We start from the raw sequence: 19,172 nt of genomic DNA, 5'->3' as shown, positions 1-19,172 counted from the left end.
AACGGAGACGGGCCGCCGTGCACAGCGCACGGCGGCCCGTTTCGTGTGGACGGTCAGGTTGTCCTGCGCCTGCGGGTCACCAGCAGCGCGCCGAGGCCCGTCAACAACGCCAGCACACCGACGGCAGCGGGCGCCGCGATGCTCGCGCCGGTCGACGCGAGGCCGGGAGGTGCGCTGCCCTGGGGTGCGGGCGGTACCGACGTCGTCGTCGTGTCCTGGCCACCGCCGGGAGCGCAGTCGGCGGGCTGCTCCGGCAGCTCCGGCGTGGGTGTGTCTCCTGGCTCGGCCTGGATGTAGTGGTCGGCGGGTCCGGCGCCGACCAGCTGTGTGTGGCTCGGGTTGCTGTTCTTGATCCGCCAGCCCGCGGGCGGGTACAGGTACAGGTCGTAGAGGCCGACCGGCACCTGGTGCAACGCGAAGCGGCCGTCCTCACCGGTTGTCGCCTCCGCCACGATCGGGCAGTGGCCGTCGGACACGAGCACGACCCGTACGCCGGCGAGCCCGGTCTCGTCCCGCCCGACGAATCCGACGATGTCACCGCGCATGCCCGGCACCGCGGCACGGTCGTTGTCGTACGGGTTGCCCTCGTCGACACCCGAGTAGCCGAAGTCGCAGCCGACCACCACGTGGCCGTACAGGTACGCGTGCTCCGGCATGGGCTCGGTGACCGTGAGTTCGAGGGTCGAGTGTGGCGCGATGTCCACGCCGTCCTCGGCAAGCGCGCCCCAGCCAGGGCCCGCGCCCTGCATGCCCTGGCTGCCGCCGCCCCGGTTGCAGTACGCGAGGATCCCGGTCAGCGGCAGATCACCGTTGTTCGTGAGCGTCACGCGGACTGTCGGCGTGTCGTCCCTGCGGTAGGTGTCCTCGGTGAACTCGAGGTCCACGGCGAGGTCGGTGATCTGTCGCACGGCACGGAACAGCAGATCGTCCAAACCGGACTCGTCGACGGTGACGCTGCGGTAGCCGATGAGCAGCCCGTCCGGGGCGGTGCCGCTGACGAAGTAGGGGGCGGTGGGCAAGCGGGGCAAGGAGAACGTGCCGTCCGGCCCTGTGGTCACCGTGAACCTGCTCGCGTCGTACAGGCTGTTCTGCCAGGTGAGGGTGACACCGCCCAGTTCCTCGCCCGCGTCGAGGCGGTTGTCGCCGTCCCGGTCGTCGAACGCCGTGCCCGACGCGTGCGCGAACCGCGGCGTGACCGGGATGGTGAACTCGAAGAACTCCGTGGCGCCGGTCTCGTCCCAGACGGACAGTCGCAGGCGCCCCGTGGTGACGTCCGGGTTGCCGATGCCGCCGACGAACGCCATCGTGACGGTCGCGCCGGCTGCGATCGGCACGTCGCTGCGCAGGTCACCACTGTCCCGCACGCGGACGTGGTCCGGGGCCGGGCTCCAGCCGGCGTCGGCACTGACCGTGGTCGCGGTCGTGCCGTTGTTCTTGATGGAAACCGTGATCCGCATGTCCTCGCCGGTCGCGTAGGACGTTTTGTCGAAGGTCGCGGACACCGTGAAGTCGTCGATGGACGCCGGGGCGGCGTCTTCTCGCGGTGTCTCGCCCGGCGCTCCCGGCCCGGGGGCGGACGACTCGGCCGGGGTCTCCGTGGTCTTCGCGGTGGTCGTCTCGGTCGTCTCGGTCGTCGGCGGTGCCGAAGGAGACGTCGACTCGGTGGGATCGGCGACGGCCACGGGGCTCATCACCAGTACGGCCGCCGCGACGACCACACCCAACGTGGACACCTGTCTGGACAAAGTACGCAACGCAGAACCACCCCAGTGAGGTAAGGGCGGTCTGGTACCCGGGCCTGTCGACGGTCCCCGCGCCGCACGAAACGGAGCGGGGACCGCGACCGCCGTGTGTGACGAATTCGCGAAGTTTATCCCAGGAAGGTCAGCGGTTGGCGGCCGCCCGGATGAACGCGGCGATGTCGTTCGACTGCTTGAGCCGCGACGGTTCGTGGACGTACATCATGTGGCCCGCCTCGTAGTACGCCACCTCGATGTTCGACCGGAGGCCGGCGGGCAGTTGCAGGTGGGCGAGCACGTGTTCGGTCGCGAAGTACGGTGTGGCACCGTCGTGGTAGCCGGACGCGACGTGGACCTTCAGGTGCGGGTTGGCGCGCATCGCGGCGCCGAGCTTGTCGGTCACCGTGACATGGGAGTTCTCGAACTCCTTGTAGGACCAGCCTTCCGCGGCCGCCTCGCTCAGGGTCTCGTACGGGAGGTCGTTCGGGTACTCCAGTTCCGCGCGCACGTAGTGGTTCAGCGCGGCCGTGTACGCGCCCCTCAGCGCGGTGAACGACGGGTCGTCCTCCCAGTGCTCGCGGCCGTAGTCGGGGTCCCAGCCGGTGAACCGGCCGTCGAGCCTGCCCACGACCTGCCTGCGGTTGCGCAGCAGTTCGGTGTAGAACCGGACGTGCTCGACGCGCATGTCGACGCGGTCCACGTAGTCCTCGGCGAGCCCGGTGAGCGCGGCGAACCTGGCCACCGTGGCCGCACGGTCCTGTTCGGACAGTCTGCTGCCCTGCGCGAGGGCCCACGGGTAGTCGCGGCCGGCGAACTCCTCGGCGTCGGCGAGCACGTCGGCGAGCGGGCGGTCGCCGTGCAGGCCGTGGTAGTGCGCGAGCGCGGCGTAGGTCGGCAGGAACGTCACGTACGGCAGGTCGTTGCCGGTGGTGAAGTCCAGCGAGGCGAAGTCCAGCACGGCGGAGATGAGGATGAGCCCGTTGAGGTACATGCCGTGCCGCTGCTGCAGGTGCTGCGCGAGCCCGCCCGCGCGGGTGGTGCCGTAGGACTCACCGGCGACGAACTTCGGCGACAGCCACCGGCCGTTGCGGGTCGTCCACAGGCGGATGACCTCGCCGACCGACTCGATGTCGGCTCCGAAACCGTGGTAGTCGGCGGGTTTCTCGCTTTTCGTCGCGCGTGAGTAGCCGGTGCCGACCGGGTCGATGAACACCAGGTCGCTGTGCTCGAGTAGGGACTCGGGGTTGTCGACGAGACGGTACGGCGGCGGCTCGAGCGAGCCGGCGTCACCGCACACGGCGCGGCGCGGGCCGAACAGGCCGAGGTGGAGCCAGACGCTGGCCGAGCCGGGCCCGCCGTTGAACGCGAACGTCACCGGCCGGGTCGCCGCGTCGGCGTCGTCGAGGGTGTACGCGGTGAGGAACACCTCGGCCTTGGGCAGGTGCCCGTCGAACGCGCCGTCGGTGAGCACCTCCTTGCGCACGACCAGCCGGCCGGTCGTGGCCGTGTAGTCGAGCTTCCCCGAGCCGGTGGTCAGCGTGTGGGAGGTGGTGACGAGGTCGTCGGTCGGTTCCGGCGGGGTGCGGCCCTCGTCCTGTGTGTCAGCCATGGCGGCACCCTACGCTTGGTGAGGTGCCCGATCTTGCGGATATTGATCGACAGGTGACCACCTGCCGCCGCTGCCCGCGTCTCGTCGAGTGGCGGGAGGAGGTGGCGCGGGTCAAACGCGCGTCCTTCGCCGACTGGGACTACTGGGGCCGTCCGGTCCCCGGCTTCGGCCCGCCGGACGCGCGGATCGCGATCGTCGGCCTGGCACCGGCCGCCCACGGCGCGAACCGCACCGGCCGCATGTTCACCGGCGACCGCTCCGGTGACGTGCTCTACGCCGCCCTGCACGCGGTCGGTCTCGCGTCCCAGCCGACGGCGACCCACATCGGCGACGGGCTCGAACTGTACGGCGTGCGGATCACCTCGCCGGTGAAGTGCGCGCCACCGGCGAACAAACCGACCCCGGAGGAACGGGACAACTGCCGTCCGTGGCTCGCGGAGGAACTGGCACTGCTCGCGCCGACGCTGCGGGTGATCGTGGTGCTCGGCGCGTTCGGCTGGCAGGCGCTGCTGCCGGTCCTGTCGGCGGCGGGCTGGCGGATCCCGGTGCCCCGCCCCAGGTTCGGCCACGGTGTGACCGTGCCGCTGGCGGGGCCCGCCCCGCTCACGTTGCTGGGCTGCTACCACGTGAGCCAGCAGAACACGTTCACCGGCCGGCTCACCCCGGCGATGGTGGAAGCCGTCCTGACCGACGCGAAGCGCCTCGCAGCACGGGAACCCTGAGCTGGGCCGCCACGTTGTGATGGGTGACCGCCTCGCGGCGCCGCTCGACGGCGACGGGAGGCGTTGGCCCGTTCAGGGCACCTTCGCAGGCGAGGTGTCCGGACGGAGGTCGACGATGTGGTCTCAGGTGAGTGCGTTCGCAATGGTTCTCGGTCCGTGGGTCGCGGTGGCCGGGTTGGGGCTGTTTCTCACCTGGATCGTGATCGTGGTCCGGGAGTTCACCCGAGGGCACCTCGCCCGCTCCGGGCGTCCCTTCACGGCGCGGCTTTGGGGCATCACGATCGAGGTCGGCGCGGGCGACCCCGGCCGGACGGAGGCGGACCGCACATGAACACCCTCGTGTTCCTCGACATCGACGGGGTGCTGAACCCGTGGGCGGCGCAGGTGTGCCCGCCCGGCTACACCGAACACCGGTGGCGGGCCAGGAAGGCGTGGCTGTCGTCCGCGCACGGGCCCGCGTTGCTGGCGCTCGCCGAGCGCGTGGATGTCGAGCTGGTCTGGGCGAGCAGTTGGGCGGGCGACGCGAATGTGCTGGCGGGCAAGGCGATCGGGTTGCCGCCGCTGCGGGCCGTTACCTTCGCGGGCCCGCACGCCGACACCGGGCCGGAATGGAAGTTCGCCGCCGTGGGGCGGTTCGCCTACGGGCGGCCGCTCGTCTGGTTCGATGACGACTTCGACCTGCGGCCCGGCGCACGGGAGCGGTTCCTCCGCCGCCGTGATCAACCCACATTGCTCGTGCCCGTCGACCCGGCCGTCGGGCTGACCCAGGAACACCTCGACGCCGTCGCGGGCTAGGTATCGATCCGGGCAATCGCTCGCGCTGGCTGTGCCGGGTCCGGCATGCTGTCTGTCATGGGGGGTAACCGGCCGGCCCTGCTTTTCGCCGCCGCGGCGCTGTTGCTCGTGGTGGTCGCGGCGCGTGGGGCCTCGCCGGTGCCCAGCGCGATCAACGACCTGTCGATCGACCCGGGGCTGCCGTCGGTGCCCACCGGCGGTGGCCTGCCATCGCTGGGGCAGATGACCGCACCGGCCGACCCCGTGCTGGTGGGGAAGATCGTGCTCGTCCTGCTGGTCGTCATGGTCGTGCTGGCCACGGTGCTCTCGGTGCTCAGCTACCTGCGCAAACGGGGACGGCTGGGCATCGTCGCGCACGTGGTCGAGCCCGCGGAAGGGACCGTCGACACGGTGCCGCGTCTCCGGCTCAGGGAGGCCGTCCAGGAGGCGCGGGACGTCCTCACCAGGACCGGCGGCAGCCCTGGCGACGCCGTCATCGCGGCGTGGGTGACCCTGGAGCACGCCGCCGAGCACAAACGGGAACAGCACGAGACGGCCACGGAGTTCACGGTCGCGTTGCTGGAGAAGCAGCACGCCGACGAGGCGGCACTGCGGGAGCTGCGCACGCTCTACCAGCGAGCCAGGTTCGGCGCCGGTGGCGTCGACGCCGGTGCCGTGACCAGGGCCCGCGCCGCGCTCGACAAGATCCTGGGCACCGTCCGGTGAGCCTCAAACGGGCCGCGATGTTCGCGGTGGTCGTCGCGGCCGCGGTCGTCGGGGCCGGCATGTCCGCCATGTCCGTGCCCCTGCACTGGGCGCTGCTGGTCGCGTTGCCCGCCGCCGTGCTCACGCTCGCCGGGTGCCTGCTCGCCGGCACCTTCGACGCCGACTGGACCGCGGAGCCCGACCCGCCGGCCGCGAGCGTGACGCTGCACGCCACGTTCCTGACCGAGCGCCTCGAGCGGTCCACCATCGACCAGTACCGCTTCACCTCCCGCGTGCAGCCGCGCCTGCGCCGGATCGCGCAGTCCGTGCTCGGCCAGGACCTGGACACGCCGGTCGCCAGGGAACGGCTGGGTACCGACCTGCACCGGCTGCTCACCGCACGGGACGCCCAACTGCCACCGCCGAAGACGTTCGCCGCGCTGATGCGGCGTCTGGAGGAACTGTGACGACGTTGACCACCACCGACATCCGCACCGAGGCCGACGCGGTCCTCTCCGCCGTCGGCGAGGTGGTCGTCGGCAGGGACCGGCCGCTGCGGCTGGCGCTGGCCGCCGTGCTGGCCGGCGGGCACGTGCTGTTCGAGGACGTGCCCGGCCTCGGCAAGACGTTGATGGCCCGCAGCCTCGCGCAGGCGCTCGGCCTGGCGTTCAAGCGCATCCAGTGCACCCCGGACCTGCAACCGGCGGACATCACCGGCTCGTTCGTCTACGACCCGGCCGAGCGCGACTTCAGCTTCCGGGAGGGTCCGGTGTTCGCGGGCCTGCTACTCGCCGACGAGATCAACCGCACGCCGCCCAAGACCCAGGCCGCGCTGCTGGAGGCCATGCAGGAGAAGCAGGTCACCGTCGAGGGCCGCACGTTCGTGCTGCCGCACCCGTTCCACGTCCTCGCCACCGCCAACCCGGTCGAGTACGAGGGCACCTACCCGCTGCCGGAGGCGCAGCTCGACCGCTTCCTGCTGCGCCTGGACATCGGCTACCCGCCAGCGGCGGAGGAGGCGGAGGTGCTGCGCCGCCGTCTCGCCAGGCAGCGTGAGGAGACCGTGCTGGCGCCGGTCGTCGACGCGGCCCGGCTCGCCGGCCTGCAGGCCGCGCTCGAACGGGTCACCGTCGACGACGACGTGCTGCGCTACTGCGTCGACCTCGCGGGCGCCACCAGGACGCACCGCGCGGTCGAGGTCGGCGCCTCGCCCCGTGGCTCGCAGGCGTTGCTGCTGGTCGGCAGGGCCCTCGCGGTGCTGGACGGCCGCGCGTACGTGCTGCCGGAGGACGTGAAGGAGTGCGCGGTGGCCGCGCTCGCGCACCGGCTGACGCTGCGGCCGGAGACGTGGAGCACCGGCGTGACCGCGGCGCAGGTCGTGACCGAGCTGCTGAACCAGGTGCCCGGTCCGGCGACCACGCGGCCGGCTCCGGCATGACGCCCTGGCCCGGCGCCCCGCGGCGGGTCCGCGAACCCAAGGTCGTCGCCTGGTTCATGGCCCGCCGCGCGGTCCGCTTCCAGGGCTGGCGGCGCACCGACGCGCTGGTCCGCGCGCTGGTCTGCGGCGCGGGGCTGATGCTGGTCGGTCTGGTGATGCACCGTGTGGAACTGGCCGTGATCGGGTTGCCGCTGGTGATCGGTCTGCTGCTCACGAAGGCCCCGTCCGGTACGCCAGAGGTCGTGTCCGCGCCGCTGCCGGACACCGTCGTCGCCGGTCAGCACGCCGTGGTCGGCGTGACCGTGCGGCCGGGGGAGGGCGCCGTGTTCACCGCGCTGCGCATGCCGTTGCCGACGACGGCCGGCGTCGGCCCGGTGCACCTGCTGCCCGCCACCGACGGCGAGGTGCGGACCAGCGTCGTGTGGAACGCGTGGGGCCACGGCATCTACCTGCGCCCGGACCACCTGTTCGCGAGCCACGACGGGCTGCACGTGTTCGGGCCGGTCGTCGGCATCGCCGTGCAGCACACGGTGCTGCCGCCCATCGAGCCGCTCGTGCCGGGGCCGCTGCCACCGCGCGCCGCCGGTCTGGTCGGCATGCACCGCTCCGCCCGCCCTGGCGATGGCATGGAGCTGCGGGACATCCGCACCTTCCAGCCCGGCGACCGGCTGCGCCGCGTCGACTGGCGGGTGTCGCTGCGCGCGGCCGCCGCGGCGGGCGGCACGCTCATGCCCGGCACGCTGCACGTCCGCGAACGGCACGCGGAAGCCGACGCCGACCTGGTGCTGGCGCTGGACACCCGCCTCGATGTGGGGCGCGCGGTCGGTGAGTGGAACGCCCGGCCGGTCGGCATGGACGTGCGGCGGGGCGGCAGCCTCGACCTCGGGGTGCGTGCGTCGAGCTCGATCGCGGCGGCCTACCTGCGGCACGGTGACCGCGTCGGCCTCGTCGACCTCGGTCACCCGCGGGGCGGTGTGCCCGTCGGGTCCGGCCACCGGCAGCTGCAGCGGATCCGCCACCAGCTCGTGCACGCCGCGCGCCGCGTCGAGGGCAGCGGCGACCCGGTGCTGAACCAGACCCGGGTGCCCTCCGGTGCGACGGTCGTCGTGCTGTCGCCGTTCCTCGACGACCAGCTGGTCGACCTGACCGTCCAGCTCACCCGCCGGGGCAGGCTGGTGCTGGCGGTCGACCTGCTGCCCGCCGAGCTGGCGCCGGACCGGACCACGCCGTGGGGCGCGCCCGTGCTGTCGATCGTGCGGGCCGAGCACCGGATGCGCCTGCGGGCGGCCGAGGAGCACGGTGTGGTCGTGGTCCCGTGGGACCACGACCACGCGGACGGCAGGCTGGCGGCGATCCTGCGGCTGATCAGGGGGCGGCGGCGATGAGGAAGGAAGCGCTGGTCGTCGGCGGGGGAGTGCCCGCCGTCCTGCTCCGGGTGGTGGTCCTGGCGGCCGGCATCGCGATCCTGTTCGTGCCGCTGCAGGAGGGCACCACGACCGGGACGGTGGTGCTGCTGCTGCCCGCCGTGCTGGTGTCGGCGTACGCGCCGGCGTCGCCCGCGCCCGCCGTGGTGGTCGTGGTGGCCGCGGTGCTGCTGACGCTCGGCGGTGACGACCCGTTCCGGCCCGAGGTGCTGGTCATGATCCCGCTCGTGCACCTGTTCCACGTGGCGTGCGGGCTCGCGGGGGTGGTGCCCGCGGCCGGGCGCGTCCACCTGTCCGCGCTGCGCGCGACCGTGCTGCGCTTCCTGCTGATCCAGGCGGTGACGGCGGCGGTCGTGGTGCTGGCCGCGCTGCTGCCCGCGGCCCGGACCCAGCCGGTGGTCGAGGTGCTCGCGCTCGTGGGGCTGACCGCGGTCGTGCTGCTGGCCGTGTGGCTCCAGCGTGTGAAGTAGGTGTGTGGGGCACCACAGAGTGCACTGTCACAGGCGGGGCGGTGGGCGTTGCGCAGGTCAGGGTGACACCATGGAGATATGGCTCGAGGACTTTCGCAACCGAAGCGGATCGTGATATTGGGCGGCGGCTACGTCGGCCTGTACACGGCCCTGGGACTCCAGCGGAAGCTCAAGGGCAACGAGGCGTCCGTGACCGTCATCGACCCGCAGCCGCACATGACCTACCAGCCGTTCCTGCCCGAGGCGGCGGCGGGCGCGATCGAGCCGCGCCACGTGGTCGTGCCGCTGCGCAAGACGCTGCGGCGCTGTCACGTGCTGACCGCGCGGGTCACGAACATCTCGCACGCCGACAAGTGCGTGGAGATCGAGGCACCCGACGGCCACAAGGAGCACGTCGAGTTCGACGTCCTCGTCGTCGCGCTCGGCTCGGTGGCGCGCCTGATGCCGATCCCCGGCCTCGCGGAGCAGGGCATCGCGTTCAAGACCATCGGTGAGGCCATCTTCCTGCGCAACCACGTGATGTCCAAGCTGGACGCCGCGGCGAGCACAAAGGACCAGGAGCTGCGCCGCAAGCTGCTGACGTTCACGTTCGTCGGCGGCGGGTTCGCGGGCATCGAGGCGCTGGCCGAGATCGAGGACATGGCCAGGTACGCCACCAGGTACTACGAGAACATCGAGCCGACGGACCTGCGGTGGGTGCTGGTCGAGGCCGCGGGCCGGATCCTGCCAGAGGTCCGCGAGAGCCTCGGTGTGTACACGGTGCTGCAGCTGGAGAAGCGCGGCATCGAGGTCTACCTTTCGACGCTGGCGAAGTCGTTCGAGAACGGGCGCGTGCAGCTCTCGGACGGCACCGAGTTCGACAGCGACACGATCGTCTGGACCGCCGGTGTGAAGGCCAACCCGGTGCTGGCCACTTCGGATCTGCCGCTCGACGAGCGCGGCCGTCTCAAGGCGACATCCACGCTGCAGGTCGAGGGCCTGCCGGACGTGTGGACCGCCGGTGACAACGCGGCCGTGCCGGACCTGTCGCGGACCGAGGAGGACCCGAACGCGCTGTGCGCCCCGAACGCGCAGCACGCGGTCCGCCAGGCGAACCGGATGGCCAGGAACATCGTGGCCGTACTGCGGGGCCGCGAGCCGAAGGATTACTTCCACAAGAATGCGGGCTCGGTGGCGAGTCTCGGCCTGCACAAGGGCGTCGCGGACGTCTACAACATCAAGGCCAAGGGCTTCATCGCGTGGGGCATGCACCGCGGCTATCACGTCGCCCGGGTCCCCACGTTCAACCGGAAATTCCGCGTAGTAGCCGACTGGTTACTGAGTGGACTGTTACGCCGCGAGGTCATCTCGATGGGCCAGATCAACAATCCGCGAGCCGAGTTCGATCGCGTGTCGCGCAGCTGACACGCGCGTTTTCGGCAGACACCGCCAGGTAGCCTTACCCGCCCCAGGGCGGGTAGAGCCAACTGGCGTATCCCGGATTGGGCCAGCGGAAGGATTTTGCGAAAACCCCTCCGTGGCCACCTGATCACGTCCTAGGCTGCGGCTGCCCCCGTAGCCCAACTGGCAGAGGCAGCCCCCTTAAAAGGGGTGGAGTGCCGGTTCGAATCCGGTCGGGGGCACAGCTTTTCTCTCCTTTCTCGCCCGTTCCCGGCGACTCGCAGCAATTGTGCTGACACGGACTGTGTTCTCATTCCGCGCGCATTTTGTGGGAACGTTTGCATCTTTGCAGGTGAGAGTGCGTCCGGACACGGTGGACACACGGCCGACTGCGTTCCGCGATCAGGAAAGCGCTATTCCGGCGGGGGGGTTGACAGCATCGGTACATTCAACCTGTAGGTTAATTAACCGGACGGTTGAACACGATGGATCACCTGAGCACGACGTTCGCCGCGCTGGCGGACCCCACCCGGCGGGCCATACTGGCGCGGCTCGCGGACGGCGAGGCGACGGTCACCGAACTGGCCGAGCCGTTCGCGATGAGCCTCCCCGCGGTCTCGAAGCACCTGAAGGTGCTCGAACAGGCGGGCCTGATCACCAGGACCCGCACCGCGCAGTGGCGGCCGTGCCGTCTGGACGCCGCGCCGCTCAAGGAGGCCACCGACTGGCTGGCCGAGTACCGCCGGTTCTGGGAGGACAGCTTCGACCGCCTGGACGACCACCTCCGCGAACTGCAGAACAAGAAGGACCGATGACACCCTCTGTGGCAAACCGCCGATCAGGCCGAGTGCTTCGCAACCGCACCTCGAAGTCGGAGGTGGCGGAACGGCGATGACCGACCTGACCATCACCCGGATGCTCGACGCACCCCGCGAGCTCGTCTTCGCGGCATGGACGAACCCCGACCACCTCGCGAAGTGGTGGGGCCCCAAGGACTTCACCGCGTCGTCCTGCACGCTCAAGCTCACCGAGGGCGGCCGGTGGCGCACCTGCGTCACCGACGGCGCGGTCGAGTACTGGGCCAGCGGCGTCTACCACGAGATCGTGCCGCCGGAGCGGCTGGTGTTCAGCTTCTCGTGGGAGGAGCCGAAGGGCACCCGCGAGCACGACACGCTCGTCACCGTCACCTTCTCCGACCGTGACGGCAAGACCGAGATGACCTTCCACCAGGCGATCTTCCGCACGGTCGCCGAACGCGACGGGCACGTCGGCGGCTGGCAGGAATGCTTCGCCGACCTCGCCGCACACCTCAGGGAGCCGACATGACCGACGACATGACCGACACCGTGGCGCAGGGCGACCCGCGACTGCTCGACACCGACGTCGCGCAGCGGCGACTGACCGCGCTCGGCCCGCTGCGGCTCGCGTACGTGGCGCTGGACGGCACCCCCAGGGTCGTGCCCGTGCTGTTCCACTGGAACGGCGAGGAGATCGTGATGGGCGGCTTCGCGCCGTCCGCCCGCGGCCGCGCGCTGCGCGCCAAGCCCAGGGTGGCGCTCACGCTCGACACCGACGAACAGTCGCCCGAGGTGCTGTCGCTGCGCGGCGACGCGCGCGTCACCGAGGTGCGTGGCGTGGTGCCGGAGTACGAGACGTACATGCGCGCCGGCATGCCCGCGGAAGCGGCGGACGCCTACTTCGCCGAACTGCGGGCCAGGGACATGCTCATGGAGCGCATCACCGTCCGCCCGGACTGGGTCGCGGTCATCGACTTCCGGACGCGGTTCCCGGCCGCCATGCCCGAGTGGCTCCGGTCGTGAGCGGAGCCCGCGCAGCGAATCACCGAACAGCGCATCGGACACAGGGCGACCGTGAGCGGCGCCCCGCAACCCGCGAGAGGGAGTCATGAGCACCGCACTGCCCGAGATCGTGTCGCCGCAGGAGTGGGCGGCGGCCAGGGAACGGCTGCTGGTCGAGGAGAAGATCGCACTCCGCGCGCTGGACAAGGTCAACGCGCGGCGCCGCCGCCTGCCGATGGTCCGCTGGGACACCTCGTACGTGTTCCGGTCGACGGCAGGGGAGGCGACCCTGCTCGACCTGTTCGACGGCTGCCGCCAGCTGATCACCTACCACTACATGATGTTCCCCGGCGACCCGCACCGCTGTTCTGGCTGCGCGTTCCTGGTGGACAACATGCCGCACCCGGCGGCGCTGAACGCCCGCGACACCACGCTCGTGGTGACCGCGCCCGCGCCGCTGGCGGAGAGCGAGCCGTTCCGGGAGCGGATGGGCTGGACGGTGCCCTGGTACTCGACACAGGGTTCGACGTTCACGGCCGACTGCGGCGCGGGCCAGGGGTTCGGCGTGAGCGTGTTCCTGCGCGACGGCGAGTCGGTCTACCGGACGTACTACACGACCGGTCGCGGCGGTGACCTGCTGGTCGGCGCCCTGCGCTACCTCGATCTGACCCCGTTCGGCAGGCAGGAGGCGTGGGAGGAGTCGAGTCAGGGCACGGATGCGCCGGGAAGCTGGTGGCGACTCCACGACGAGTACTAAGTTACTGTTAATCGCAGTAACACTTAGCGTGGAGGTGGCGATGGCCCGGCAACCCATCGAGGTCGCGTTCGAGCGCAGGGGCAACGGCAGCCCGCTGGTGCTGCTCCACGGCATCGGGCACCGCTGGCAGGCGTGGGCACCGGTGCTGGACGCGCTGTCGGCGAGACACGACGTCATCGCCGTCGACCTGCCCGGTTTCGGCAGGTCGCCGCTGCTGCCCGACGGCCGTGGCTACGACATGCCCAGCGCCGTGCAGGCGTGCGCCGACATCTTCGAGGACCTGGGCCTGTCCCGCCCGCACGTGGCGGGGAACTCGCTGGGGGCGGTCATCAGCCTCGAACTGGCGTCCCGGGGCCTCGTGTCGTCGGCGACGGCACTGGCTCCCGCCGGCTTCTGGACGCCGAGGGACCGGGCGTGGGCGCTGCGGGTGCTTTCGATGATCAGGCTGTCGGGACGGTCACCGTCGTGGCTGCTCACGCCCCTGATCCGCAACCGGCTGTTCCGGATGGCGGCGGGCTGCGCGCTGTACGGGCACCCGTCCAGGATGACCGCCGAGATCATGCTGGCCGACCTGGCGTCGATGGTCGGTGGAGGCGCGTTCGACCTGGTGGCGGAGGCGGGGCGGGACTACGTGTTCGCCTCACCGCCGCCGTCGGTGCCGGTGACGGTCGCCTGGGGGACGCGGGACCGGATCCTGTGGCCGCGCCAGGCACGGCGGGCGGCGGAACTGTTGCCGCGGGCACGGCACGTGTGGCTGCACCGGGCAGGCCACGTGCCGATGATCGACGAGCCCGAGCAGGTGGCATCGCTGATCCTGGCGACCTGCGCGTCGGTCACCGCACGCGCCGCTTGATCTCCTGGTTCGTGCCCTGAAAGGCGCGTTCAGGGCGCTCAACGCCCTGAACGCGCCTTTCAGGGCATCCGGCTTCGCGGGGGGCGGGCGGGAGGGTCAGCGTTTTGCTGGTTGGCGTTGCGGGGGGACGGGCCGCTTCTCGCCGGAAGTGGGCTGCTCCGCTTCCGACTCGCCTTCCACCGGTTCCATCAGGGACGTGCTCATGTCGAGCAGTTCCCTCGTCTCGCGCAGACGGCCGCTCAGTTGTTCGCGCACCGCCGCCAGTTGCCGCACCTGCGCCATCACCGCGTCCACCCGGCGGCGGGATTCCTCGTCCGCTGCTGTCAGGCGGGCCGTGACCTCGCGTTCGCTGTCGGACTTCGCCTGGGCGAGTTCGCGCTGGAGGGCGTCGCGTTTGGCGGTCATCGACTCCGAGAACTCGCGGTCGATCCTGATGCGGTCGCGTTCCGCGGCCTTGTCGATGGCTTCCTGACGGCGTTCCGCTTCGGTGGTCATCTGTTCCACGCGGGTCTTCGCCGACGCCATCATCGACTTGTGGGTCCGGTTCAGCTCCGCGTGCTGCTCGTCGAGGGAACGCAGCAGGGACCGGTAGTGGTCGCGGAGTTCCGCCGACGCCTGCTCCGCCGCCGCCCAGGTCTGTTCGGCCGCCACCTTCGCGCGGGCGGTCACCTCCGCTGCCTGTGACTTCGCCACCGACAGCATCCTGGCCGCGCTCTGCTCGTCTCCCTGTGCCTCAAGGCGTTCGGTCAGCGCGGCGACCTCGCGGCGCGCGATCTCCAGCTCACCGCGCAGTTCCGCCGCCTGTGCCGCCGCCTCGTCGCGTTCCACCGCGGCACGTTCCAGTGCCGCGGCCAGCTCGTCCATGCGCTGTCTGACCTGCCCACGGTCGAAACCGTGGCGCACCACGGTGAAACCTGCCGGGTCGCGGTCATCGACGGCTGCCATGCTAGAACCGTACTCGGCTCACCGCGTACCGCAACAGATCCGGCCCCGACAGTCCACTGTAGACGCGGTCACCAGTGGAAGCCGCGGGTCAGGCGGGCCAGCGCCATCGCCGCGGCACCGAGGTGACGGTCACCCTTACCGATCTTCATCCGGCCGCCACCGCCCGCGGCCGCCGAGTCCGGGAAGATCCGGTAGCCCTGGTAGGCGATCGCGTCGACCAGGCCGGGAGCCACCGTGTAGGCCGCCGAGATCATGCGGCCGGTGGGGGTGTCGACGTGCTTCGGGCGCTTGCGCAACGCCTCCATCACCATCTCCGCCGCCTGCTCCGGCGACTTCGTCGGGAACGCGTCGTAGATCTTCGTCGGGCGGATCATCGGGGTCCTGACCAGTGGCATGTGCACCGTGGTGAAGGTGATGCCAGCGCCGTGGGTCTCCGTCGCGACGATCTTGGAGAAGTAGTCGAGCGCGGCCTTGGACGCCACGTACGCCGAGAACCTCGGCGCGATGCCCTGCACGCCGATCGACGACACGTTCACGACGTGCCCGAACCGGCGTTCGATCATGTGCGGCAGCAGCCCCAGGATCAGCCGGACCGCACCGAAGTAGTTGATGGCCATCGCACGCTCGTAGTCGTGCATCCGGTCGTAGGACAGCTGCACGGACCGCCGGATCGACCGGCCGGCGTTGTTCACCAGCATGTCGATGCCCGGCTGCTCCACCAGCATCAGCGCGACGGTCTTCGCCACCGACTCGTCGTCGGTCAGGTCGCACGGGTACACGAACGCCTGCCCGCCCGCCGCGGCGATCTCGGCGCGGACCTCCTCCAGCTCGGCCTGCCTGCGTGCGACCAGGAGCGGCACCCCGCCCGCCTCGGCGACCTTCAGCGCGGTCGCCCGCCCGATGCCCGAGGACGCGCCCGTGATCACCACGCGCCTGCCGTCCAGCTCACCGCGCTGGCCGTGCCTGCGGGCGCGGAACGGGTCGAGGTGCTCGCGCCAGTACCGCCACAACACGGCCGCGTACTCCTCGAGCGGCGGCACGTCCACGTCGGTGCCCGCGAGCGCGACGCGGGTCTGCGTCGAGTCGAAGACCGGTTCGAACGTGAGCGTCGTCAGCAACACCGGCGGGATGCCGAGCCGGTCGAGGAAGGCGTCCCGCGCGATCGTCACGCCAGGCACGTGCTCGGCCAGCTTCACCAGGTTGACCAGCGGTTTCGCGAACCCGGCGCCGAGCTCCACGGTCGAGACCGGCGCGCCTGCCGCGCTCGCGAACGCGTCGTAGACGCCGCGTGCCGACTGCGGCGACGGGTTGACCAGGTGGAACGCGTGCCCGTCCAGTCCCGGTGCGGTCACCAGGTGCGCCATGGCCTTAGCCACGTAGTCGACCGGCACGATGTTGGTGTCGCCGATGTCCGGGAACACCAGCGGCACGGAGGGCATCGCCGAGAGCCGCTGCAGGGCGGGGAAGAAGTAGTAGGGCCCGTCGATCTTGTCCATCTCGCCGGTGACCGAGTTGCCGACCACGATCGCCGGCCGGTAGACCCGCCACGGCACCTCGGTCTGCGTGCGCACCAGGCGCTCGGACTCGAACTTGGTCCGGTGGTACGGGGTGACGAGCCGCTGGCCCGCGTCGAACATCTCCTCGGTGAACCGGCCGCGGTAGTCACCGGCGACCGCCACCGACGACACGTGGTGCAGGCAGCCGACGTCGAGCGCGGCCGCCAGGTCCAGCACGTGCCTGGTGCCGTCGACGTTCGCGGCGATGCTCGCGTCGTCGTCGGCCGCGATGTCGTACAGCGCGGCGAGGTGCACGAGGTGGTCGACGGTCCCGGTCAGCTCGGCGATCCGCTCGCCGGTGATGCCGAGCCGCTCGGACCGCACGTCACCGACCAGGTTGCGCACCTTCTCCGTGGCAGGCCAGTCCCGCGCCACCTCGGCGAGCCGGTCCTGGGAGCGCTCGCGCACCAGCACCCACACCCGTTCGGTGTCGGGCCTGGCCAGGACCTCCGCGACGTAGTGCCGCCCGATCAGACCGGTCGCGCCGGTCACCAGGTAGGTCGCCATGCCAAGCTCCTTCCGCTACGACACCTGAGCGTGCGGCTTCGACCGGTAGGTGTCCAGGACCCCGGGGTCCTGCAGTCTCATCCACGAGATCACTTCGGTGTAGGTGGCGCACACCGTCTGGGGGCGCACGCACACCTCGTTCATGAACTGTTCCGTCGCCCGGCTGAACGCGCCACCCGACCAGTCGTTGAAGTGGTTCCCGACGGTGAGCGGCGCGCGGTTGGTGTTGTAGGCCGCCTGGTAGGCCGCCCGGTACGTGTCGAGGGTCACCGAGGTGAACTCGGCGTCGCGGCCGGGCTCGTCCTTCGCGCCGTTGAGCGAGTACCAGAGGTTGTAGTCCATCATGATCACCTTCTTGCCTGCCAGCGCGGGGACCCGCACCACGGGCACCGGGAACTCCCACACGCCGGCCCGCCGCCGCGGCCAGGCGATGCCCTCGGTGGTGATGCTGGTGTCGTAGGTCATGCCGTGCTCGGCCGCGGCGGGCAGGTACGCGTCCGGCTCGCCCTCCAGGCACGGCACGCGGCCGCCCTTGACCGCGTTCTCCGGCACCTTGAGTCCCCTGGCCGCCGCGCCGCGCACGAACGTGAAGAACTGGTCCAGCTCCGCGGTCCAGTCGTCCCTGGTCCAGCGGGCGCCGCTGGGCTCGTTGCCCGCACAGAAGTGCCCGTTGTAGTGGGTGCCGATCTCGTGGCCCTGCCGGTAGGCGGTGTTCAGGTCTTCGATGAGGGTGGCGACCTCGGCCTCGGTGCCGCCGAAGCTGATCGACGCCCGGCCACGGCCGTGGCCGGGGCCCGCGTACTCGCCGCGCATGTGGTCCGGCAGCAGGTAGAGGCCGGACAGGAAGCCGGTGACGTGCGCGTCCACCTTCTCCGCGAGCGGCAGGATGCGCTGCCAGTGCGCGTGCGACCCGGCGCCGTCGAAGGAGAAGAGCACGAACTGCGGTGGCTTCTCGCCGTCGCGCAGCTTGCGCATCCACTCCGGCGGCGCGGCCTTGCCCTGCGCGGCCGGTGCCTGTCCGGCCCGCGACGGCCGCTCCGGCCCGACCGTGCCGAGGACCAGGAGGATCAGGAACGTCAGCGCGAGCGCGACCCCGGTGACGATCGGCCCCCAGCGCCGGCTCATGGCGTCCTCCCGTGATCCTCGGTAAGGCTAACGGAGAGTAGTCCTTCAACTGGGGGACGCCGGGCCGGGTGAGTCCGTTGCGATTAGTGTTCGCTTAGGGTTCGGCATAACGATCACGCGCAAACGGGTAAAGTCACCTTTACCGTCCGGGAACCGACCGGCATGGTTTCGCGTTGAACCCGGTGCAGGAGCCAGACAGGCCCAGGAGGAACAGGTGCGTTCTACCAGTAATCCCGCGTTCCGGAACTTGCCTCAGGGCGGGTACGGCGGCGGCTACGCGGGCTTCCAGACCCAGCCGCAGGCGAACATGCCGGGATACGGCGGCTACCAGGCGCCGCCGACCACGGGTGAGCGCCCGATGACCGTCGACGACGTGGTCACCAAGACCGCGTTGACGCTCGGCCTCGCGCTGATCACCGGTGTCATCACGGCCGTGGCCGTGCGAGCGGGCGCGATCAGCCCGTACCCGCCGATGATCATCGGCATGCTCGTGGGCCTCGTGCTGGCTCTCGTCATCATCTTCAAGCAGATGCCGAAGCCGGGCCTCGTGCTCGGGTACTCGGCGGCGGAGGGTGTCTTCCTCGGCGCCATCACCGGCGTGTTCGAGGCACTCGTGCCGGGCATCGCGCTGCAGGCCATCCTCGGCACGGCGCTGGTGTTCGTCGTGATGCTCGTCGTCTACAAGACGGGCGCGGTCCGGGTCACGCCGAAGCTGACCAAGTGGATCATCGGTGCCACGGTCGCGGCCGCCGGCCTGATGCTGATCAACCTGGTCATGTCGCTGTTCGGCGTCAACATGGGACTGCGGGACGGCGGCACCATGGCGATCATCTTCTCGATCGTCGTGATCGGCATCGCGGCCTTCAACTTCCTGCTCGACTTCGACATGGCCGACCGGATGATCCGCACGGGCATGCCGTCCAAGTTCGCGTGGCTGGCCGCGTTCGGCCTCATGACCACGCTGGTCTGGCTGTACCTGGAGATCCTGCGGCTGCTGTACTACTTGAACTCCGACTAGACCTATCTCTAGGGAAGGGGCGTTCCGTCGTGCGGGCGGGGCGCCCCTTCTGCTTGTCCGGGGGCTCGCTCCCCAGACCTTCGCTCCGGTGATCGACGACCGGCCCGCTGCGCGGACCCGCAGCGCAGGGGGCAAGACCAGCAGGCAGCCTCCGGCCCCCCGGAATCCAGCGTAACGAGGGCCACCGACAGAACCGGGCACGCGAGCCCGACCTGTCCACAACCCGCACCGCACGAGACCCCGCCAAACCGGATCCCCTGTTCCAGGGGGATTCCGCGAGTTCTACACTTGGCGGCGGTCTTGTGAAGCACTTCACGACAAGCACGCGGGAGCTTGTGAAGATTTTCACAA

At 70.7% G+C, this 19,172-nt stretch carries 20 protein-coding genes and 1 tRNA gene; 16 read left to right on the top strand and 5 right to left on the bottom strand.

Annotated features, from left to right (window positions below):
• Positions 1-53: 53 nt before the first annotated feature.
• The gene (locus tag ACFPCV_RS10970) at positions 54-1,733 is read right to left on the bottom strand and encodes a carboxypeptidase-like regulatory domain-containing protein (protein WP_378055985.1); all 1,680 of its coding nucleotides are present in this window, start codon (positions 1,731-1,733) and stop codon (positions 54-56) included.
• A 151-nt stretch (positions 1,734-1,884) separates the two neighbouring features.
• Positions 1,885-3,348 carry a S10 family peptidase gene (locus ACFPCV_RS10965; RefSeq protein ID WP_378055984.1) on the bottom strand — a complete coding sequence of 488 codons (1,464 nt, stop codon included), beginning with the start codon at positions 3,346-3,348 and terminating at the stop codon, positions 1,885-1,887.
• 53 nt (positions 3,349-3,401) lie between these two features.
• On the opposite strand from ACFPCV_RS10965, the gene ACFPCV_RS10960 reads away from it, so the two are divergent.
• From ACFPCV_RS10960 to ACFPCV_RS10890, 15 genes are all read left to right on the top strand, one after another.
• Positions 3,402-4,070 carry a uracil-DNA glycosylase gene (locus ACFPCV_RS10960; protein ID WP_378055983.1) on the top strand — a complete coding sequence of 223 codons (669 nt, stop codon included), beginning with the start codon at positions 3,402-3,404 and terminating at the stop codon, positions 4,068-4,070.
• Positions 4,071-4,197: 127 nt separating this feature from the next.
• Positions 4,198-4,401: a hypothetical protein gene (locus tag ACFPCV_RS10955; RefSeq protein WP_378055982.1), complete on the top strand. Its 204-nt coding sequence runs from the start codon at positions 4,198-4,200 to the stop codon at positions 4,399-4,401.
• Complete coding sequence (locus ACFPCV_RS10950; RefSeq protein ID WP_378055981.1) at positions 4,398-4,865, top strand: HAD domain-containing protein; 468 nt, start codon at positions 4,398-4,400, stop codon at positions 4,863-4,865. Before ACFPCV_RS10955 ends, ACFPCV_RS10950 begins: the two co-directional genes overlap by 4 nt.
• 57 nt (positions 4,866-4,922) lie before the next feature.
• Positions 4,923-5,570: a DUF4129 domain-containing protein gene (locus ACFPCV_RS10945; protein ID WP_378055980.1), complete on the top strand. Its 648-nt coding sequence runs from the start codon at positions 4,923-4,925 to the stop codon at positions 5,568-5,570.
• Positions 5,567-6,016, top strand: a complete 450-nt coding sequence (locus ACFPCV_RS10940) for a hypothetical protein (protein ID WP_378055979.1) — start codon at positions 5,567-5,569, stop codon at positions 6,014-6,016. The genes ACFPCV_RS10945 and ACFPCV_RS10940 overlap by 4 nt, the downstream gene beginning before the upstream one ends.
• Entirely contained in the window at positions 6,013-6,987 is a 975-nt protein-coding gene (locus ACFPCV_RS10935; RefSeq protein WP_378055978.1) for an AAA family ATPase, read from the top strand. The genes ACFPCV_RS10940 and ACFPCV_RS10935 overlap by 4 nt, the downstream gene beginning before the upstream one ends.
• The gene (locus ACFPCV_RS10930) at positions 6,984-8,372 is read left to right on the top strand and encodes a DUF58 domain-containing protein (RefSeq protein ID WP_378055977.1); all 1,389 of its coding nucleotides are present in this window, start codon (positions 6,984-6,986) and stop codon (positions 8,370-8,372) included. The genes ACFPCV_RS10935 and ACFPCV_RS10930 overlap by 4 nt, the downstream gene beginning before the upstream one ends.
• A complete protein-coding gene (locus ACFPCV_RS10925; RefSeq protein ID WP_378055976.1) occupies positions 8,369-8,881 on the top strand; it encodes a hypothetical protein in 513 nt (170 codons plus the stop codon). The genes ACFPCV_RS10930 and ACFPCV_RS10925 overlap by 4 nt, the downstream gene beginning before the upstream one ends.
• A gap of 78 nt (positions 8,882-8,959) precedes the next feature.
• Positions 8,960-10,285, top strand: a complete 1,326-nt coding sequence (locus tag ACFPCV_RS10920; RefSeq protein ID WP_378055975.1) for an NAD(P)/FAD-dependent oxidoreductase — start codon at positions 8,960-8,962, stop codon at positions 10,283-10,285.
• 144 nt (positions 10,286-10,429) lie between these two features.
• Positions 10,430-10,503: transfer RNA gene (locus ACFPCV_RS10915), tRNA-Leu, on the top strand.
• Between the two features lie 243 nt (positions 10,504-10,746).
• Positions 10,747-11,076 carry an ArsR/SmtB family transcription factor gene (locus tag ACFPCV_RS10910; RefSeq protein ID WP_378055974.1) on the top strand — a complete coding sequence of 110 codons (330 nt, stop codon included), beginning with the start codon at positions 10,747-10,749 and terminating at the stop codon, positions 11,074-11,076.
• A 76-nt stretch (positions 11,077-11,152) separates the two neighbouring features.
• Complete coding sequence (locus ACFPCV_RS10905; protein ID WP_378055973.1) at positions 11,153-11,587, top strand: SRPBCC domain-containing protein; 435 nt, start codon at positions 11,153-11,155, stop codon at positions 11,585-11,587.
• Positions 11,584-12,081 (top strand): pyridoxamine 5'-phosphate oxidase family protein, encoded by a 498-nt coding sequence (locus ACFPCV_RS10900; protein ID WP_378055972.1) that lies wholly within the window; start codon positions 11,584-11,586, stop codon positions 12,079-12,081. The genes ACFPCV_RS10905 and ACFPCV_RS10900 overlap by 4 nt, the downstream gene beginning before the upstream one ends.
• A gap of 85 nt (positions 12,082-12,166) precedes the next feature.
• A complete protein-coding gene (locus ACFPCV_RS10895; protein WP_378055971.1) occupies positions 12,167-12,817 on the top strand; it encodes a DUF899 domain-containing protein in 651 nt (216 codons plus the stop codon).
• A 40-nt stretch (positions 12,818-12,857) separates the two neighbouring features.
• Positions 12,858-13,670 carry an alpha/beta fold hydrolase gene (locus ACFPCV_RS10890; RefSeq protein WP_378055970.1) on the top strand — a complete coding sequence of 271 codons (813 nt, stop codon included), beginning with the start codon at positions 12,858-12,860 and terminating at the stop codon, positions 13,668-13,670.
• A gap of 96 nt (positions 13,671-13,766) precedes the next feature.
• Here the strand turns inward: ACFPCV_RS10890 and ACFPCV_RS10885 are convergent, their stop codons facing one another.
• The 3 genes from ACFPCV_RS10885 to ACFPCV_RS10875 form a co-directional block, all read right to left on the bottom strand.
• Complete coding sequence (locus ACFPCV_RS10885) at positions 13,767-14,615, bottom strand: coiled-coil domain-containing protein (RefSeq protein ID WP_378055969.1); 849 nt, start codon at positions 14,613-14,615, stop codon at positions 13,767-13,769.
• Between the two features lie 68 nt (positions 14,616-14,683).
• Positions 14,684-16,678: an SDR family oxidoreductase gene (locus ACFPCV_RS10880; protein WP_378055968.1), complete on the bottom strand. Its 1,995-nt coding sequence runs from the start codon at positions 16,676-16,678 to the stop codon at positions 14,684-14,686.
• A gap of 15 nt (positions 16,679-16,693) precedes the next feature.
• Positions 16,694-17,803: a polysaccharide deacetylase family protein gene (locus ACFPCV_RS10875; protein ID WP_378055967.1), complete on the bottom strand. Its 1,110-nt coding sequence runs from the start codon at positions 17,801-17,803 to the stop codon at positions 16,694-16,696.
• 214 nt (positions 17,804-18,017) lie between these two features.
• On the opposite strand from ACFPCV_RS10875, the gene ACFPCV_RS10870 reads away from it, so the two are divergent.
• Positions 18,018-18,821, top strand: coding sequence for a Bax inhibitor-1/YccA family protein (locus ACFPCV_RS10870; protein WP_378055966.1), 804 nt, complete (start codon positions 18,018-18,020; stop codon positions 18,819-18,821).
• The last annotated feature ends 351 nt before the right edge of the window (positions 18,822-19,172 follow it).

Origin of the sequence: Actinophytocola glycyrrhizae (assembly GCF_042653545.1) — a bacterium.
Lineage (GTDB): Bacteria > Actinomycetota > Actinomycetes > Mycobacteriales > Pseudonocardiaceae > Actinophytocola > Actinophytocola glycyrrhizae.
This window is presented reverse-complemented; position numbering and strand designations above follow the sequence as displayed.

What these genes read in the sequence shown, in the direction of transcription:
- ACFPCV_RS10925 (WP_378055976.1), top strand. Translation starts at nt 8,369, where the DNA reads ATGAGGAAGGAAGCGCTGGTCGTCGGCGGGGGAGTGCCCGCCGTCCTG.
- ACFPCV_RS10950 (WP_378055981.1), top strand. Translation starts at nt 4,398, where the DNA reads ATGAACACCCTCGTGTTCCTCGACATCGACGGGGTGCTGAACCCGTGG.
- ACFPCV_RS10895 (WP_378055971.1), top strand. Translation starts at nt 12,167, where the DNA reads ATGAGCACCGCACTGCCCGAGATCGTGTCGCCGCAGGAGTGGGCGGCG.
- ACFPCV_RS10945 (WP_378055980.1), top strand. Translation starts at nt 4,923, where the DNA reads ATGGGGGGTAACCGGCCGGCCCTGCTTTTCGCCGCCGCGGCGCTGTTG.
- ACFPCV_RS10920 (WP_378055975.1), top strand. Translation starts at nt 8,960, where the DNA reads ATGGCTCGAGGACTTTCGCAACCGAAGCGGATCGTGATATTGGGCGGC.
- ACFPCV_RS10885 (WP_378055969.1), bottom strand. Translation starts at nt 14,615, where the DNA reads ATGGCAGCCGTCGATGACCGCGACCCGGCAGGTTTCACCGTGGTGCGC.
- ACFPCV_RS10890 (WP_378055970.1), top strand. Translation starts at nt 12,858, where the DNA reads ATGGCCCGGCAACCCATCGAGGTCGCGTTCGAGCGCAGGGGCAACGGC.
- ACFPCV_RS10880 (WP_378055968.1), bottom strand. Translation starts at nt 16,678, where the DNA reads ATGGCGACCTACCTGGTGACCGGCGCGACCGGTCTGATCGGGCGGCAC.
- ACFPCV_RS10875 (WP_378055967.1), bottom strand. Translation starts at nt 17,803, where the DNA reads ATGAGCCGGCGCTGGGGGCCGATCGTCACCGGGGTCGCGCTCGCGCTG.
- ACFPCV_RS10900 (WP_378055972.1), top strand. Translation starts at nt 11,584, where the DNA reads ATGACCGACGACATGACCGACACCGTGGCGCAGGGCGACCCGCGACTG.
- ACFPCV_RS10910 (WP_378055974.1), top strand. Translation starts at nt 10,747, where the DNA reads ATGGATCACCTGAGCACGACGTTCGCCGCGCTGGCGGACCCCACCCGG.
- ACFPCV_RS10930 (WP_378055977.1), top strand. Translation starts at nt 6,984, where the DNA reads ATGACGCCCTGGCCCGGCGCCCCGCGGCGGGTCCGCGAACCCAAGGTC.
- ACFPCV_RS10965 (WP_378055984.1), bottom strand. Translation starts at nt 3,348, where the DNA reads ATGGCTGACACACAGGACGAGGGCCGCACCCCGCCGGAACCGACCGAC.
- ACFPCV_RS10905 (WP_378055973.1), top strand. Translation starts at nt 11,153, where the DNA reads ATGACCGACCTGACCATCACCCGGATGCTCGACGCACCCCGCGAGCTC.